General features: G+C 68.4%; 13 protein-coding genes. 3 read left to right on the forward strand and 10 right to left on the reverse strand.

Features of this window, described 5'->3' with window-relative positions; all coding sequences use genetic code 11:
- The first annotated feature begins 46 nt into the window (after positions 1-46).
- Together AAN986_RS02750 and AAN986_RS02755 are read left to right on the forward strand one after the other, a co-directional pair.
- On the forward strand, positions 47-1,024 hold the full coding sequence (locus AAN986_RS02750) for a tripartite tricarboxylate transporter substrate binding protein (protein WP_016449278.1): 978 nt from the start codon (positions 47-49) through the stop codon (positions 1,022-1,024).
- A gap of 29 nt (positions 1,025-1,053) precedes the next feature.
- On the forward strand, positions 1,054-1,914 hold the full coding sequence (locus AAN986_RS02755) for a creatininase family protein (protein ID WP_047219454.1): 861 nt from the start codon (positions 1,054-1,056) through the stop codon (positions 1,912-1,914).
- Positions 1,915-2,282: 368 nt separating this feature from the next.
- Here AAN986_RS02755 and AAN986_RS02760 read toward each other — a convergent pair whose 3' ends face one another.
- The 5 genes from AAN986_RS02760 to AAN986_RS02780 form a co-directional block, all read right to left on the reverse strand.
- On the reverse strand, positions 2,283-3,257 hold the full coding sequence (locus tag AAN986_RS02760; protein ID WP_047219444.1) for a tripartite tricarboxylate transporter substrate binding protein: 975 nt from the start codon (positions 3,255-3,257) through the stop codon (positions 2,283-2,285).
- A 119-nt stretch (positions 3,258-3,376) separates the two neighbouring features.
- Positions 3,377-4,060, reverse strand: coding sequence for a histidine phosphatase family protein (locus AAN986_RS02765; RefSeq protein WP_043790856.1), 684 nt, complete (start codon positions 4,058-4,060; stop codon positions 3,377-3,379).
- Positions 4,061-4,151: 91 nt separating this feature from the next.
- Positions 4,152-5,111, reverse strand: coding sequence for a PhzF family phenazine biosynthesis protein (locus AAN986_RS02770; RefSeq protein ID WP_047219453.1), 960 nt, complete (start codon positions 5,109-5,111; stop codon positions 4,152-4,154).
- A gap of 87 nt (positions 5,112-5,198) precedes the next feature.
- On the reverse strand, positions 5,199-6,383 hold the full coding sequence (locus tag AAN986_RS02775) for a PLP-dependent aminotransferase family protein (protein ID WP_047219443.1): 1,185 nt from the start codon (positions 6,381-6,383) through the stop codon (positions 5,199-5,201).
- 234 nt (positions 6,384-6,617) lie between these two features.
- A complete protein-coding gene (locus AAN986_RS02780; RefSeq protein WP_016449284.1) occupies positions 6,618-7,220 on the reverse strand; it encodes a LysE family transporter in 603 nt (200 codons plus the stop codon).
- Positions 7,221-7,414: 194 nt separating this feature from the next.
- Here AAN986_RS02780 and AAN986_RS02785 point away from each other — a divergent pair, with 194 nt between their 5' ends.
- Positions 7,415-8,866 carry a PLP-dependent aminotransferase family protein gene (locus AAN986_RS02785; RefSeq protein ID WP_016449285.1) on the forward strand — a complete coding sequence of 484 codons (1,452 nt, stop codon included), beginning with the start codon at positions 7,415-7,417 and terminating at the stop codon, positions 8,864-8,866.
- A 213-nt stretch (positions 8,867-9,079) separates the two neighbouring features.
- On the opposite strand, the gene AAN986_RS02790 is transcribed toward AAN986_RS02785, so the two are convergent.
- The 5 genes from AAN986_RS02790 to AAN986_RS02810 are packed head-to-tail and all read right to left on the reverse strand — an operon-like array spanning position 9,080 to position 15,551.
- The gene (locus tag AAN986_RS02790; RefSeq protein WP_012202528.1) at positions 9,080-9,793 is read right to left on the reverse strand and encodes an RNA polymerase sigma factor FliA; all 714 of its coding nucleotides are present in this window, start codon (positions 9,791-9,793) and stop codon (positions 9,080-9,082) included.
- A gap of 5 nt (positions 9,794-9,798) precedes the next feature.
- Positions 9,799-10,680, reverse strand: a complete 882-nt coding sequence (locus AAN986_RS02795; protein WP_016449286.1) for a hypothetical protein — start codon at positions 10,678-10,680, stop codon at positions 9,799-9,801.
- Positions 10,673-12,286, reverse strand: a complete 1,614-nt coding sequence (flhF, locus tag AAN986_RS02800) for a flagellar biosynthesis protein FlhF (protein WP_016449287.1) — start codon at positions 12,284-12,286, stop codon at positions 10,673-10,675. The genes AAN986_RS02795 and flhF overlap by 8 nt, the downstream gene beginning before the upstream one ends.
- Positions 12,283-14,382 (reverse strand): flagellar biosynthesis protein FlhA, encoded by a 2,100-nt coding sequence (flhA, locus tag AAN986_RS02805; RefSeq protein WP_016454350.1) that lies wholly within the window; start codon positions 14,380-14,382, stop codon positions 12,283-12,285. Before flhA ends, flhF begins: the two co-directional genes overlap by 4 nt.
- The gene (locus AAN986_RS02810) at positions 14,379-15,551 is read right to left on the reverse strand and encodes an EscU/YscU/HrcU family type III secretion system export apparatus switch protein (RefSeq protein ID WP_016449289.1); all 1,173 of its coding nucleotides are present in this window, start codon (positions 15,549-15,551) and stop codon (positions 14,379-14,381) included. Before AAN986_RS02810 ends, flhA begins: the two co-directional genes overlap by 4 nt.
- Between the last annotated feature and the right edge of the window lie 76 nt (positions 15,552-15,627).

The following is a 15,627-nucleotide window of genomic DNA, read 5'->3' on the forward strand; positions in this document are numbered from 1 at the left end:
TGGACCGGCCACCCATCCGGGATAGAGCAACACAAGGAGACAAGCCATGCAGGAGACATCTCGCCGCCAATTCCTGGCCGCCGGCGCGGCAGCGGCCGCCGCCTGGGGGCTGCCGCAGCACGCGCGCGCGGCCGCTGCCTATCCCGACAAGTCCGTGCGCGTGATCGTGCCCTTTCCCGCCGGTGGCACCACCGACGTGGTGGCGCGGCTGGCCATGCAAAAGCTCGGGGAGCTGACCGGCCAGTCCTTCGTGGTGGACAACAAGGGCGGTGCCAACGGCGTCATCGGCACGGAACTGGCCGCGCGCGCCACGCCCGACGGCTACACCCTGCTGATGAACACGGCGGGCGCGCAGACCCTGAGCCCGGTGCTCTACAAGACCAGCTACGAGGCGCTGGCCAGCTTCGAGCCCATCAGCCATCTGTGCGACGTGGGCTTCGTCCTCATTGCGCGCAAGGACCTGCCCGTGAACAGCCTGCAGGAGCTGGTTGACATGGCCAAACAGGGCAAGCCGCTGAGCGTGTCCTCGGGCAGCAGCATGATTTCGCTGATCACCGAGCAGTTCAAGAAGGTGATTGGCGCGCCGGGCATCGTCAACGCCCAGTACAAGGGCACGGCGCCGCAGATGCAGGCCGTGGTGGCGGGCGAGGTGGATTTCTCGTTCGACTCCTTCACCTCGGTGGAGATGATCCGCACGGGCAAGGTCAAGGCCCTTGCCGTGCTGCTGCCCCAGCGCGCCGAAGTCTTTCCCCAGGTGCCCACCATCAAGGAGGCCGGCGTGGACGGCATGGGCTTCAGCTCCTGGTCGGGCCTGCTGGCGCCAAAGGGCACGCCCCGCGACATCGTGGCCCAGCTCGCGCAGCAGATGGACAAGGTCATGCAGATGCCCGACGTGCTGGCCAAGCTGCGCAGCTACAGCTATGTGCCGCGCCGGGGCACGCCCGAGGAGTTCGCGCGGCTGATCGAATCCGACAACGAGCGCTGGAAGCGCATCGTCAGGGAATCCAACTTCAAGGTCGAATGAGACGCAGGGCGGGGGCTAAGATCATGGCCATGCCAAGCTCCCCGCCTCCACACACGTCCCTCGGTACCTGGCCATCGCGCTGGTGGGCCGAAGTATCGGCGCGCGATTTCGCGCTGGCCCAGGCGGGGCTTGCCGCGGAAACCGTGGCGGTGCTGCCCGTGGCCGCCGTGGAGCAGCATGGGCCGCACCTGCCGCTGTCCGTCGATGCCCGCCTGCTGCAGGGCGTGATCGATGCGGCCCTGCCGCTGCTGCCGGCCGACCTGCCCGTGCTCTTTCTTCCTCCGCAGAACATCGGCTTCAGCGTGGAGCACCAATCGTTTGCCGGCACGCTGACGCTGTCGCCCACCACGGTGATCGCGCTGTGGACCGAACTGGGCGCCTGCGTGGCGCGGTCCGGCGTGCGCCGGCTGCTGCTGCTCAACGGCCATGGCGGCCAGGTCAGCGTGATGGACATCGTGGCGCGCGAGCTGCGCATGCGCCACGGCCTGCTGGTCTACAGCAGCAGCTGGTTCGGCCTGGTGGACGATGCGGCCAATGCGCAGTTCAGCGTGCATGAGCACCGCTTCGGCATCCATGGCGGCGAGGTGGAGACATCGATGATGCTGCACCTGGCGCCGGAGACCGTGCGCATGGAGCATGCGCGGGACTTTCATTCCACTTCGCAGGATAGGGCGCAGCGGCATGCCTTGCTGGGCAACGGGCGAAGTGCCAAGATGGGCTGGGCCATCGAGGATTACAACGTTTGCGGGGCGGTGGGGAATGCTGCGGGGGGCACGGCCGAGCGGGGGGCCTTGATGGTGGAGGCTTCGGCTCGGGGGCTGGTGCGGTTGTTGTCCGAGATGGTTGCGCTGCCTGCGGATACTGTGGGAAGGGCGCCGGAGCCTCTTTAGTTTTGGGCCTTTTTTGGACCCTGCCGGGTGGTGGTTTTTCGAGGCCGGGTCTCGGCCCGGCGGCCGACCTACTTTCCTTTGTTTCGCCACCGGTACGCCGGCCGAAGGAAAGTAGGCAAAGCAAAGGCGCCCCGGATGTCCGCGACCCCTTCGCTTCGCTGCGGGGCAACCTGCGTCGTGGCGGTTGCGGGGTTCGCCGTGAAACTCACTTCGCGCTGCGCGCTACGTTCAAACATCACGGCGAGTCAGTTGATGAAGCAGTCCTGTCCTTCGGCAGGACTGCAACCCCGCAACCGCCACGACGCAGGCGCTGACATACGGGGAGTTTGCTCGGGCCTTTGCTTCGCTCGGCCTATTCCTTTATTGCTTTATTGCTTGGGGATCTTGGCCTGGACGATCACGTCGCCCCAGCGCTTGATTTCCGATTGCAGCAATTGCGCGGTGTGCTCGGGCGTGCTGGACTGGGCTTGGACGTTCATTTCGCGCAGCTTCTGCGTGACTTCGGGGGAGTTCACGGCGGCGGCGATTTCCTTGTTCAGGCGGGCGATGATTTCCGGAGGGGTCTTGGCGGGGGCGGCCAGGGCGTTCCAGGAGGATGCGACGAAGCCCTTGATGCCTGACTCCTGGGCCGTGGGCACGCCGGGCAGCAGGGCCGAGCGCTTGTCGCCGGTGATGGCCAGCAGGTTGACGGCCTTGGAGTTGATCTGGCCCATGATGGGCGTGAGGATTTCCACGGCCGCGTCGATCTGCCTGCCCCGCAGGGCCGTGACCACGGCGGGCGTGCCGTTGAAGGGCACGATCTGGGCGTCGATGCCGGCCGTGGTCTTGAACAGTTCGGCCGCCAGGTGCTGGGTGCTGCCGATGGCGATGCTGCCGATGTTGAGCTTGCCGGGGTGGGCCTTGGCCCAGGCCACCAGCTCGCCCAGGTTCCTGAAGCGCGAGTCGCTGGCGGTGAGCACGCCGATGTCGAAGTAGCCCAGGGTGGAAATCGGCGTGAAGTCCTTGACCATGTCGAAAGGCAGTTGATTGAACAGCCCCACGGTGACGGCGCTGCCGTTGGACATGAGGAACAGCGTGTGTCCGTCAGGTGCGGATTTGGCCACGGTGTCGGCTGCGACGATGCCGCCCGCGCTGGGCTTGTTGTCGATGATGACGGGCTGGCCCAGCTGCGAGGCCAGCTTTTGCGCAACGACGCGCGAGGTGACGTCGGCCACGCCGCCTGCGCCAAAGGGCACGACGATGCGGATGGGCTTGTTCGACAGGGGCTGTGCCTGGCTGGTGATGGCGGCCAGCAGCAGGGCCGCGCAGGCCAGGGCGCTGCGCGTGAAGCGGCGTTTGTTCATGTGTCTTTTGTCTCCTGGCCGGCCAGTGTGGCGCAAAAGCGCAGGCCGGCCCAGATCGCCCGTGTTCTGGCTGCTATGCCCTGGCGCAATAGCCGTGTGGCAGCCTGGCCGGGGCTGGATCAGGCGTGCGTGATCCAGCTGCGGTGCTCGTCCGTGTCCAGGTGGTTGAGCGTGTTGAAGGTCTGCAGCATCAGGCGCTTGGGGCTGGTGGTGAACTCGGTCACGGCGCTGTTGCGGATGCGCATGTTCAGCGCAATGGTGACCTCCGGCGAGGTGCCCAGCACATGGCCCACGGCGGTGGAGATGGGGCCGCCGCTGCTGACCAGCAGCACGTTTTCGTCGGCATGTTCATGCCGCACGCGCTCCAGCACCTGGCGCACGCCGCCGGAGAAGTCGTCCCAGCTGGGCATGCCCTTGGGGCTGATGGTGCCGGCCATCCACTGGGCCAGGGCATCGCACAGCAGGCGGAAGTGGTGGCGGTACAGCTCGGGCGTGTCGGGCTTGGGCAGTGGCGCTGGGTGGATGGCCTGCAGCAGCGCGCCGCTGTCGTATTCATCGAGGCCCGCAAGCGCCTGGGTGCGGTGCTGCTCGGCAGGCAGGCTGCCCAGGCCTTCGGCGATGCCGGCCAGCGTCTGCGCATGGCGGCGCAGCGTGCCCGTGTAGACCGCGTCGAAGCGCAGGCCGCGCTCTCGCCAGTAGGCTCCCAGCCTTTGCGATTGCGCCAGGCCGCGTTCGCTGAGCTGGTCGTAGTCTTCGGCACCAAACGAGGCCTGGCCATGGCGCACAAGATAGAGGGTTCCCATGGCGCGGATTGTGGCCAGCGCTGGCGCCGGCGTTTGTCCTGCGGGCGACTGGCTGCCGCCTTGGCGACAGATTCCAGCAGCCCGGCAGGCCCTACAACAGCACCTGGCCGCTTACGCACTCCACCACATGGCCGCCTATCCACAGCGCGCCCTGGGCATCCTCGCTGACATGCACGCGGCCGTCGCGGCCCACGCAGCAGCCCTGGCTGGCGATGTAGGGCGCGCGCAGCAGGCCTTCGCCGCGCAGCCACAGGGCCAGGCTGGCGTTGAGGCTGCCGGTGACTGGGTCTTCGGTGACGCCGACGGGGCTGGCGAAGCCGCGCACTTCCAGGCTGGGGGCGGCATCCGCATCGGCCCCGGCCGGGCGCTGGCCCGTGGCAAAGGCGCGTGCCTCGCGGCTGCTGCGGCCGATCAGTGCCGGTGCATCTTGCGCGCTTTCGTACAGCGCGCAGGCACCCACCTTGGTGTTCAGCGCCTTGAGCCTTGCATGGTCGGGCTCCAGCGCCAGCACCAGGTCGGGATGCTCGAAGAGCACGCCCATCCAGCGCGGGCCGTTGTCCAGCCAGGCGGCGCGCAGGATCTGGCCGGGCTCCGCGCCCAGCGCGGCAGCCACCTCGGCCAGCAGGCCCGGCTCCACGGCGCCGATGTCGGTGGCCGGTGCCTGGAAGGCCAGGCGTCCGTCCTGGCGCGCAATCGAGATCAGCCCCTTGGCGCATTCCTGCACGATGCGCCCCGCCTGCTGCGGCACGCCGCCCTGCGCCAGCCAGGCGTGGCAGCTGCCCAGCGTGGGATGGCCGGCAAAGGGCAGCTCGCCGCCCGGCGTGAAGATGCGCACGCGGTAGTCGGCGCCTGCGGCGCGGCCGGCCTCGGTGGGCGGCAGCACGAAGGTGGTCTCCGACAGATTGGTCCAGGCCGCGAAGGATTGCATCTGCGTATCGGTCAACCCGGTGGCGTCGAGCACGACGGCCAGCGGATTGCCCAGGTAGGGCCGTGCCGTGAACACGTCCACGGTCATGAAGGGGCGCTGGCGGGGAGCGGCGGTGGAGGTCATGGCAAGGGGCAGGGTTGCGATGGGCAATGCAGGATGAAGAAAGCCGGCGCAAAGCCGGCTTTCAGGGAACAGCCGGGGCTGTGCGTATCAGGCCGACAGCTGCGAGCGGATGGCGTCGGCCAGGGCGGCGATGCCCTTGTCGATCTGCTCGGCCGACACGGTCACGTAGGACAGGCGCAGCGTGTTGGCCTGGGGCTCGTCCGCGTAGAACGGCGCGCCGGGCACGAAGGCCGTGCCGCGTTCCACGGCGGCGGGCAGCAGCTTTTGCGCATCCATGCCCTTGGGCAGGCGAACCCACAGGAACATGCCGCCCACGGGACGGGTCCACTGCACGTCCAGGCCGGCCATTTCGCGTTCCAGCGCGGCCAGCATGGCGTCGCGCTGGCGCTTGTACATGGCGCGGATGGTGGGCACGTGGCGGTCCAGGAAGCCGTCCTTGATGACCTCGGAGACCACGCGCTGGTTGAAGCCGGGCGTGTGCAGGTCGGCCGCCTGCTTGGCCTGCAGCAGCTTGTTGTAGACGGACTTGGGCGCCACCAGGAAGCCGATGCGCAGGCCCGGGGCCAGCACCTTGGAAAACGAGCCCAGGTAGATCACGCCTTCGGGGTTGCGCGCGGCCAGCGGCAGGGCAGGGGGCTGCTCGAACCACAGGTCGCCATAAGGGTTGTCCTCGATCAGCGGGATGCCGAGTTCACGCGCCTTGTCCACCAGGGCCTGGCGGCGTGCCTCGGCCATGGTGCGGCCGGTGGGGTTCTGGAAGTTGGGCAGCACGTAGGCCAGGCGGGCCTTGTCGGCGCCGGTGCCGGCCTTGGTGGCGAAGTCCTCGACGAGGATGCCGTCGTCATCGCTGTCCACGCCCACGGGAATCGGTTCCTGCGGCGCAAAGGCCTGCAGCGCGCCCAGGTAGGTGGGCTTTTCGACCAGCATGCGGCTGCCGCGGTCCAGGAAGACCTTGCCGATCAGGTCCAGCGCCTGCTGCGAGCCCGTGGTGATCAGCACCTGGTCGGGGTCCACTTCCCAGGGCAGGAAGTCGGCCACGGCCTGGCGTAGGGGCGCGAAGCCTTCGCTGGTGGCGTATTGCAGGGCCGCTGCGCCATCGCGCTGCATCACGGTCTGGCAGGCCTGGGTGAACGCGTCCAGCGGGAAGGCCAGCGGCGAGGGCAGGCCGCCCGCCATGCTGATGATGCCGGGACGGTCGGTGAGCTTGAGGATTTCGCGGATGGCGGAGGGGTTCATCTTGGCAGCACGGTCTGCCAGCGTCCAGGTCGTCATAAAAAAAGCAGTTCCAGGTCTTTGCGGTGCCCGCCATGCGGGCGGGCTGGTATGGGTTGCCATGCCGTCGTGGGGCACGGGCCGGCCGCATGTGAAGAGCGCAGTGCGGATGGTGCTTTCGCTCTTGCGCCGGCAATGAGGGTATTTTGTCGCGGCCGTGAAGGGTCTGCGCATCCTCCCTTCAATAGCTGGGCAGGCCAGTACGGCCTTTGCCTGGGTGTGGATGGCAGACCCTCATGCGGCCACCATCCACATCGCCGTCAGCGCCAGCATGGCCGCCATGGCACGGTTGAACCACAGCAGCCTGCGTCCCTGGGCCAGCCAGTGGCGCAGCAGTGCGCCCACGCAGGCATACAGCAGATTGCTGGAGAAGGCATAGGCGGCCATGACGGGCAGCACCACGGACAGGCGCTCGCTCAGGTCGTCGTGCCCCGCCAGCCAGCCGGCCACGATGGCCAGGGCCAGCAGCCAGGCCTTGATGTTCACGAATTGCAATCCCACGCCCTGCCAGAAACCCACCTGCAGCTGCTGCTGAGATTGCAGTGATGCCATCTGTGCGCTGCGGCTCAGGCGCCAGGCCATCCACAGCAGGTAGCCGATGCCGGCGGCCTTGACCAGCCACAGCAGCAGCGGTGCCGCCACGATCGCCGCGCCCACGCCGGCCGTGCTCAGCACCAGCAGCAAGCACCAGCCCACGGGCACGGCCAGGACGAAGCGCAGCGCCGGGCGCAGGCCGTGGTTGGCGGCCAGGGCCGTGGACAGCGTGGTGTTGGGGCCGGGGCTGAAGCTCATGGAAGCGGCGAGCAGCAGCAAGGCGGTGAGTTCGGACGGTGGCATGAGGCGGTGGCCCCGGAGGTCTCCATACAGGCGGCAAGGGGCTGTTGGGGAGGAGGGCACGGCAGGCCTGCTCCGCAGCACGAATGCCTGCAATATAGGTGCAAGACCTGTACAGTACCAATACAGTTGAACCCTCAATTGCATGTTCTGTATCGGCGCCCATCCCGATACAGTGACGTTTTGGTGACCCTCTCATGCCCGTTCCCCTTTCGCGGCTGGCGCCGCAGACCCTGAGTACCCAGCTGGCCGAACGCCTGGGAGAGCGCATCCGCATGCGCCTGCTGCCGGCGGGCGCACGCCTGCCCTCGGTGCGCGAATGCGCGCGCCAGCAGGGCGTGAGCACGCACACGGTGGTGGCCGCCTATGACCTGCTGCAGGCCCAGGGCCTGGTCGAGGCGCGGCCGCAAAGCGGCTTTTTCGTGCGCGATTTCGTGCAGGACGCACCGCTGCTGCAGTCCGAACAGGCCCGCGCCGCGCCTGCGGACGAGGCCACCGGCGCGCCCAAGGGAACGCGCATCAATGCCTCCATGCTGGTGCGCGGCATGTTCCACCAGAGCGTGGGCGGCAGGCCCCAGCCCGGCGCGGGCGTGCTGCCGGCCCAATGGCTGGAGGCAGGCTTTCTGGCCGCTGCCATGCGCAAGGCCTGCTCGGGAAAATCCCTGCACGACTCCTGCGTGGGCTATGGCGACCCGCTGGGCGACATCAGCCTGCGCGAGGCGCTGTCGCGGCGCCTGGCGCGCCTGGGCATTGCGGCGGCGCCGCAGCACATCATCACCACCATGGGCGCAACGCATGGGCTGGACGTGGTCAGCCGGGCCCTGCTGCAGCCGGGCGATCCGGTGATGGTGGAGGAGCCCGGCTGGGCCGTGGAGTTCGCGCGCCTGGCATCGCTGGGCATGCGCGTGCTGCCCGTGCCGCGCGGCCCCGACGGGCCGGACCTGGCCGTGATGCAGCGGTACTGCGAAAGCTGTGCGCCCAAGCTCTACGTCAGCGTGAGCGTGCTGCACAACCCCACCGGCTACAGCCTGTCGCCGGCCAGCGCCCACGAGGTGCTGCAGCTGGCGCGGCGATTCGGCTTCTACGTGGTGGAGGACGATACCTATGGCGAGATCGCGCCCGACCACGCCGCACGCATGACCGTGCTGGACCGCCTGGGCCACAGCATCTACGTGAGCGGCTTCGCCAAGCTGCTGGCACCCAACTGGCGCGTGGGCTATCTGGCGCCGCCGCCTGCGCTGGTGGAGCGCCTGGTGGACACCAAGCTGCTGTCCACGCTGACCACCCCCGCACTGACGGAACGCGCCCTGGCCCACTGCATGGACCAGGGCCAGCTGCGCCGCCATGCCGAGCGCCTGCGCCAGCACCTGGCCCAGGCCCGCATGCGCAGCGTGGCACTGGCCCAGCAGGCCGGAGCCCGCTTCGCGGCCGAGCCGGCCGGCATGTTCGGCTGGGTGGACACCGGCGTGGACACCGAAACCCTGGCCCAGCGCCTGCTGGACGCCGGCTACTTCATCGCCCCCGGCTCCATGTTCCACGCCGGCCGCCAGCCCAGCACCTGCATGCGCATCAACTTCGCCACCACGCAGGAACCCGCCTTTTGGCGCATCTTCGAACGCGAAGTCCAGGCCATGCGCGGCAGCGCATAGAAAAGGGAATGGGGCAGGGAAGGGAGACGTCGGAGAAGATCGGCATCGCCCCGCAAATCCAGATCAGACCAGGCGCACGGCGCCAAAAACCGACGAGGCCCAAAGCGAGGGACACCGAGCAAGGGCCGCCCCGCCGCGAGGGTGTCGTCCCCCTCCCCCGCGAAGCGGGTAGAGAGGGGGAAGGCGCGTCAGCGCCTCAGGGGGTGCCCCCAGTCAATGCGCCCGCATCTTCGTACGCAGGCGCGCAATCGCCTGGCTGTGCAGTTGGCACACACGCGATTCGGTCACGCCCAGCACGGCGGCGATTTCCTTGAGGTTCATGTCGTGCTCGTAGTACATGCCCATGATGTACTGCTCGCGCTCGGGCAGGGCCTTGATGGCTTCGACCAGGGCCACGCGCAGGCGGTGGTCGCGCAGCAGCGCAAAGGGGTCGGCGCCGCTGTCGGCCACGTGGCGTTCGAGGAAGTCCTCGCCCTCGTCGCCGCCTGACATGTCTTCCAGGTAGACCAGTTGCGTGCCGCGCACCTTGCCCAGCAGCGACTGGTAGTCGTCCAGGTCCATGCCCAGCTCGTCGGCGATCTCGGACTCCAGCGGGGTGCGTCCCAGGCGCTGCTCCAGGCGGTGCAGCGCGTGCTCTATGTCCTTCTGGCTCTTGCGCGAGCTGCGGCTCATCCAGTCGCCCTCGCGCAGTTCATCGAGCATGGCGCCGCGGATGCGCTGGCTGGCGAAGGTCTCGAATTGCACGCCCTGCTCGCTCTCGAAGCGGGACAGGGCTTCGGCCAGGCCGATCATTCCGACCTGTATCAGATCATCAAGCTCCACATTGGGAGGCAGCTTGGCGATCATGTGCAGCGCGATCCGGCGTACCAGGGGTACGTGCCGACGGATCAGTGCATCGCGGTCGAGTTGGCCTTTGGCGGTGTACATGGCAGTCAGTGGCTCCAGGCATGGGATGCAGGCAGCGGTGCGTAGCCGGCGGCCAGGTCCTGGCCGCCATGCGGCAATACGCTGCCCGCATGGTTGAGCAACTGCAGCGCCAGGCGCTGCAGGTCCGGTGCATGGTGCAGGCGCACGGGCAGCAGCCCGGGCGCGTGGCCCAGATGGCGCTGTGCGCAGCGCAGCAGCGCGTCGATCTGTGACTGGCGCCGTTGCGCATCCTCGGCCTGGCTGCGGGCACCGGTCTGTCCGCGGCGCCAATCGTAGCTGGTCACATCCACGGGGTCAGCGCCGGGCAGCAGCGGCGCCAGCAGGCAGCGCAGGCCGGCATGCACGGCCAGCTGCTTGAGCTGGCGGTAGCAGCCCAGCACGCGGGGGCCGTGTTCGGGCAGCACCATCAGCGGGTGCACGGCCTGGCCGGGCAGATTGCGGGCCAGCGTGTCGGCATCGGCATACAGCATGACGATGGCATAGCCGCGCACATGGCGCTGCAGCCATTGCATGGGCGTCATGCCGGCTTGCCGTGCCTGCAGGGGCAGCAGCTCCAGGCCCTGGCGGGCAGGCAGCACGGCCACCGAGCTGTGGCGGGGGTCGGGGTGCAGGCCGGTACGGGCCTGCCAGGCGCTTTGCTGCAGCAGCTGGGCCAGGCCAGGCGCGTCGGCCGCCTCGCCCTGGCTGGCATCGAGCACAAGGACAGGCATGCCCAGGCGCTGCAGGCTGGCGCAGACCGGCCACAGCAGAGATTGCTCGGACTGACCTTCAGGGTCGGCCGCCGTGTCGCGCAGCATGGCCAGCACCCGCAGGCTGGACGGTGCTGCGGCGCCGGGCTGGCCGTGCAGGCCCAGGCCCTGGTGCAGCTGGGGGAAGGTCTCAAGCATGGCTGACCTCGCTGTCCATGGTGCTGGGGCTGGACGGGGTGAAGAAGAAGTCCAGGTCCAGCGCCTTGGGATCGAAGGCCGAGCGGGTGGAGGCGCGCATGGAGGCGGAGACCAGCTGCTGCGCATCGGCGCGCTCCCAGTCTTCGGGCACGCGCTGGCCGTTGGTCACGCCGCGCAGCTGCATCTGGTGGCGGATCAGCGTGTCCACCGAGGGGCCCAGCTTCACGGCCTCGTCCACCTTGGTGAGGATGGCCTGGCTGGAGCCGCGTGCCTTGAAGGCCTGCATCACATCGTCCAGCGCATCGCCCTGGCCGGCCGCGTTCACGGCCAGCAGCTTTTGCACGCCGGGCAGGTCCAGCAGGTCCAGGATTTCGTCCTTGCGCGGATCGCGCGGGGCCACGCCCGTGGTGTCGATCAGCACCAGCTGCTTGTTGGCCAGCAGGCCCAGCAGGTCCTGCAGCGCGGCGCGGTCATGGGCCAGGTGGGCGACCATGCCCAGCATGCGGCCGTAGGAGCGCAGCTGGTCGTGGGCGCCGACGCGGTAGGTGTCCAGGGTGATCAGGCCGACGCTGGAGGCGCCGTACTTGGCCGCGCACAGGGCCGCCAGCTTGGCCGTGGTCGTGGTCTTTCCCACGCCGGTGGAGCCCACCAGGGCGAAGACGCCGCCTTGCTCGTACAGCGGCTCCTGGCCGGCGTCGGTGCGCAGATTGCGTTCCAGCACCTGCATCAGCCAGCGCACGGCGTCGCCGGCGGACAGGTCCTGGGGCATGTGCTCGACCAGGGCGCGGGCCAGCACGGGGGAGTAGCCCGCGCGGATCAGCTTGTGCGTGAGATTGGCGTGGATGGGGTTCTGGCGCGTCTGGCCCAGCCAGGTCAGGGTGTTGAAGCGCTCTTCGATCAGGTCGCGCACGGACTGCAGCTCATCGCGCAGCGCCTGGGAGGCCATGGCTGGAGCGGGTTCGCTGCGCAGGGGCTCGCGCAGCGGCGCCTCGGCGCTGGCGCGCAGCGGATTGTGGCGGGCCACGGAAGGCGCGGGCTGTGCCTTGAACGGCTGCTGTGCGGCCATGGGGGCGGCGGCCGGCGCTTCGCGCAGGGCGTCGCCCAGGCTGCGGCGCTGGGCAAAGCTGGGCAGGGGCTCGTCGACGCCGGCCTCGTGACGGCGGCGCAGCATGCGTTCGCGCACGTAGTCCTGGAAGGACAGGGTGCTCATGGCCAGTTGCTCGGTGTCTTCCTGCACGCTCTGGCGCAGGCCGGCGGGCTCGGCACCATCTGCCGACAGCGAGGCTGCCAGCGAAGCCGCCTGTGAGGGCGCCGGCGAAGCCTGCTGTGCCGTGCGCGGCTGGGTATGTGCCTGGATCAGCTGGGCCTGCAGCTGGGGACGCAGGCCCGTGGTCTCCTCGGCCGAGCGGCGCTCGATGGCTTGCTGCAGCGGCGTGCTGCTGGCGGCGGCCTTGCTGTGCTCCAGCGTGTCCTCGGCCGTGGCCATGACCTCGACGCCGTCGGGCGTGCTGCGGTTGGACAGGATCAGGGTGCCCGCTCCGAAAGCCATGCGCGCCTTGGCCAGGGCCTCGCGGGAGGTAGGGGCGTAGAAGCGTTTGATGTTCATGCGGATGCACCTTTAAGAATCGAGCCGATGCGGATGGTGTGCGTCTCGGGGATCTCGCTGTGGGCGAGAACCTGCAGACGCGGCGCCACGCGGCGCACCAGGCGGGCAATGGAGTTGCGGATGGAATCGGGGACCAGCAGGCAGGCAGGCAGGCCCAGCTCTTCTTGCTGGTTGGCCATGTCGGCCGCCTTCTGGGTGAGGATCTCGGCCACGCCGGGATCCAGTGAGGGGGCGCCGGGGTTGGACAGGGCCTGCACCAGCAGGCGCTCGAGTCCGGGCTCGATGGCGATGACGTTCAGCTCGCGGGTCGGGCCGTAGATCTGCTGGACGATGGACGGCGACAGCGCAATGCGCACGCGGCGGGCCAGCTCGACGGGGTCCTGGGTGGTCGAGGAGTGCTCGGCCAGCGTCTCGATGATGGTGCGGATGTCGCGGACGTGCACCGAGTCTTCCAGCAGCAGCTGGAGCACTTTCTGGAACGTCGTGATGGACACCATTTTCGGAATGACTTCTTCGATCAACTTGGGAGCCAGCTTGGCCACATGCTCCACCAACTGCTGCGTCTCGGTACGGCTGATCAGCTTGGCGGCATGCACTTGCATCAAGTGTGACAAATGGGTGGCCATCACGGTTTCCGAATCAACCACGGTAAAGCCTGCCATTTGTGCCGCTTCCTTCTGGCGTTCGTCGATCCAGTGGGCGGGCAGGCCGAAGGCCGGGTCGGTGGTCTGGGTGCCGATCAGCGGGGTGCTGATGCCGCCCGGATTGATGGCCAGGAACATGCCGGGGAAGGCCTCGCCCTCGCCCACCATCACGCCGCGCAGGGTGATGCGGTAGGCGCTGGGCTTGAGCTCCAGGTTGTCGCGCACATGCACGGCCGGGGGCAGAAAGCCCACTTCCTGTGCGAACTTGCGGCGCACGCCCTTGATGCGGGTCAGCAGGTCGCCCTGGCGGCCCTTGTCCACCAGGGTGATCAGGCGGTAGCCCAGCTCCAGGCCCAGCAGGTCCACGGGCTGCAGGTCGTCCCAGGTGGCTTCGCCGTCGCTGGGCGCGGCCACGGGGGCGGGGGCCTGGGTTTGCTGGGCGGCGCGTTCCTGCTGGCGGCGCGAGAGCATCCAGGCCAGCCAGCCCAGCAGTGCGCCCGTGCTCAGGAACACGACGTGGGGCATGCCCGGAATGACACCCAGCAGGCCCAGCACACCGGCCGTGATGCCCAGCACCTTGGGCGACATGAACAGCTGCTGCGCGATCTGCTGGCCCATGTCGGTTTCCTTGCCCACGCGCGAGATCACCATGGCCGCGGCCACCGAGATCAGCAGGCCGGGGATCTGTGCGACCAGCGCATCGCCCACGGCCAGCAGGATGTAGCTGTCGGCGGCCTGGCCGGCCGACAGGCCGTGCTGGATCATGCCGATGGCGAAGCCGCCGATGATGTTGATCACCAGGATCAGGATGCCGGCGACCGCGTCGCCGCGCACGAACTTGCTGGCACCGTCCATGGAGCCGAAGAAGTTGGCTTCCTCCTGCACCTCGGCGCGGCGGCGCTTGGCTTCCTTTTCGTCGATCAGGCCGGCGTTCAGGTCGGCATCCACGGCCATTTGCTTGCCGGGCATGGCGTCCAGGGTGAAGCGGGCCGAGACTTCGGCGATACGCTCGGCACCCTTGGTGATCACCACGAAGTTGATCACCACCAGGATGGCGAACACGATCAGGCCGACCGCGAAGTTGCCGCCGATCAGGAAGTGGCCGAAGGCCTCGATCACCGCACCGGCCGCTCCGGGGCCGGTGTGGCCTTCCAGCAGCACCACGCGGGTGGAGGCCACGTTCAGCGACAGGCGCATCAGCGTGGTCAGCAGCAGCACCGAGGGGAAGGCCGCAAAGTCCAGCGGCCGGATCATGTAGGCCGCCACCATCATCACCATCAGCGCCACGGCAATGTTCAGCGTGAAGAACGTGTCCAGCAGCCACGGCGGAATCGGCAGCACCATCAGCGCCAGGATGGCCACCACCAGCAGCGGCGCCATCAGGCCCTGGGCGAACCTGGTGTTCTCGCCCGACCACATCGATTGCAGGGATTGGAGCGGATTCGTCGTCATGGAGCAGTACCTTCAGTGGTCGCGGCGGCGGGCGCGCGGCGGCCCTGGTGCGGATCGAGTTCGGCGGGCACGGCGGGTTCGCCGAGATCGCCAGGCATGGGGCCTTCGCCGCGCAGCGCGGCCTTCAGGCGGTAGACATAGGCCAGGACCTGGGCCACGGCCGTGTACAGCGCGGCGGGAATGGCCTGGTCCAGGTCGGCGTGCGCGTACAGGGCGCGCGCCAGCATCGGGGATTCGAGCACCGGTATCTTGTGGGCGCCCGCGACCTCGCGGATCTTCAGCGCCACCAGGTCCGTGCCCTTGGAGATGACCTGCGGGGCGGCCATGGTCTTTTCGTCGTAGCGCAGCGCCACGGCATAGTGCGTGGGGTTGGTGACCACGAAGTCGGCGCGCGGCACGGCGTTGACGCTGGCACGGTCGGCGATCTCGCGCTGCTTCTGGCGGATCTTGCTCTTGATCTGCGGGTTGCCGTCGGACTCCTTGTGCTCCTGCTTGACTTCCTCGTGGCTCATCTTCAGGCGCGACTTGAACAGGTAGGCCTGCAGCGGCACGTCGATCACGGCCATCAGGAACACCACCAGCAGCAGCAGGGCCACGCCGCTGGCCAGCCACTGCCCGGTCATGGTCAGCGCCATGGCCGAAGGCTGGGAGGAGATGGCGGCGATCTCGGCGATGTGGCTGCTCAGGAACTTCCAGGCCACGAAGGAGAGGATGGCCGTCATCGCCACCATCTTGGCCACGGTCACCATCTGCTGCTTGGAAAACAGATTGGTCAGGCCCGACAGCGGGTTGAGGCGGTTGAACTGCGGCTGTATGGGCTTGAGGCTCAGGATCCAGCCGCCGGCCAGCATGCCCGACAGCACGGCCGCGGCCGTGGTCACGGCGGCAACGCCCAGGGAAATCTTCAGGCCCAGGCTGCCCATGGACAGCATGCGCTCCATCATCAGGGCCGGGGTCTTGGCCGTGTGCGCGTCGAACGCCAGTTGCTGGGCCAGTGCCATGCGCAGGTGCTGGATCAGGGGCTCGGCGCCCATCAGCATCATCAGCGCGCCCGTGCCCAGGATGGCCAGGTGGGACAGGTCCCGGGAGCGCGCACCCTGGCCGTCAGAACGCGTTTTCTGCAGTTTGCGTTCGGTGGCTGGCAGGTTTTTGTCTTGGCTGGAGTCCATGGCGCAATGACGGAAGGATTTGCGTCATTGTCGGAACAAGCCGGATGGGCGAAGCCCCGATAAGCAGGGCTCAAGC

It is taken from the genome of Delftia sp. DS1230 (genome assembly GCF_040112715.1).
Taxonomy (GTDB): Bacteria; Pseudomonadota; Gammaproteobacteria; order Burkholderiales; family Burkholderiaceae_C; genus Comamonas; species Comamonas tsuruhatensis.